The sequence below is a fragment of the Rhodococcus sp. ARP2 genome (assembly GCF_001029585.1).
Taxonomy (GTDB): Bacteria; Actinomycetota; Actinomycetes; order Mycobacteriales; family Mycobacteriaceae; genus Rhodococcus_F; species Rhodococcus_F erythropolis.
This window is the reverse complement of sequence record NZ_LEKE01000080.1, coordinates 1-1,180: the sequence shown is the minus strand read 5'-3', so window position 1 is coordinate 1,180 and position 1,180 is coordinate 1. Positions and strand designations below refer to the sequence as shown.

Sequence of the window (1,180 nt, the reverse complement as noted above, 5' to 3'; positions counted from 1 at the left end):
CTGTGATTGTTGCGGGAGCTCGTACCCCGATGGGTCGACTCCTCGGATCGTTGAAAGACCTCTCCGGGTCCGACCTCGGCGGCATCGCCATCAAAGGCGCCCTCGACAAGTCCGGAGTCGCCCCCGAACAAGTCGACTACGTCATCATGGGACAGGTCCTCACCGCCGGCGCCGGCCAGATGCCCGCCCGCCAAGCCGCCGTCGCCGCCGGCATCCCCATGAACGTCCCCGCCCTGAGCATCAACAAAGTGTGCCTCTCCGGCATCGACGCCATCGCCCTCGCCGACCAACTCATCCGCGCCGGAGAATTCGACATCGTCGTCGCCGGCGGGCAGGAATCGATGTCCCGCGCACCCCACATGCTCGAAAAAAGCCGCGAAGGCTTCAAATACGGCGACGTCACCCTCCGCGACCACATGGCCTACGACGGCCTCCACGACATCTTCACCGACCAGGCCATGGGCCTGCTCACCGAACAAGTCAACCAACAAGAAACCGCCCACATCACCCGCGCCGAGCAGGACGCCTTCGCCGCCGCCTCACACCAGAACGCGGCCCGCGCCTGGAAAGACGGCTACTTCGACAACGAAGTAGTCCCCGTCTCCATCCCCCAACGCAAGGGCGACCCGATCGTCTTCTCCCAGGACGAAGGCATCCGCGCCGACACCACCACCGAATCCCTCGGCAAACTGCGTCCCGCGTTCAGCAAGGACGGCACCATCACCGCCGGCTCCGCCTCCCCGATCTCCGACGGCGCCGCCGCCGTGATCGTGATGAGCAAAACCAAAGCCGAAGAACTCGGCCTGACCTGGATCGCGGAAATCGGCGCCCACGGCGTCGTCGCCGGACCCGACTCCACCCTCCAGTCCCAACCCGCCCGCGCCATCGCCAAGGCCTGCGCCAAGGAAGGCATCGACCCCACCGACCTCGACCTCGTCGAAATCAACGAAGCGTTCGCCGCCGTCGGGATCGCCTCCACCCGCGAACTCGGCCTCGACCCCGCCAAGGTCAACGTCAACGGCGGCGCCATCGCCGTCGGACACCCCCTCGGCATGTCCGGCGCCCGCATCGCCCTGCACCTCGCCCTCGAACTGCAACGCCGCGGCGGCGGCATCGGCGCAGCCGCACTCTGCGGCGGCGGCGGACAAGGCGACGCACTCATCATCCGCGTCCCCCAGGC

Annotated in this window: 1 protein-coding gene; it reads left to right on the top strand. The window is 67.5% G+C overall.

Annotated features, from left to right (window positions below; all coding sequences use genetic code 11):
• Nucleotides 1–2: 2 nt before the first annotated feature.
• Nucleotides 3–1,180 (top strand): acetyl-CoA C-acetyltransferase (locus ABX74_RS20875; protein WP_082148535.1); only part of this gene is annotated, 1,178 nt, incomplete at its 3' end.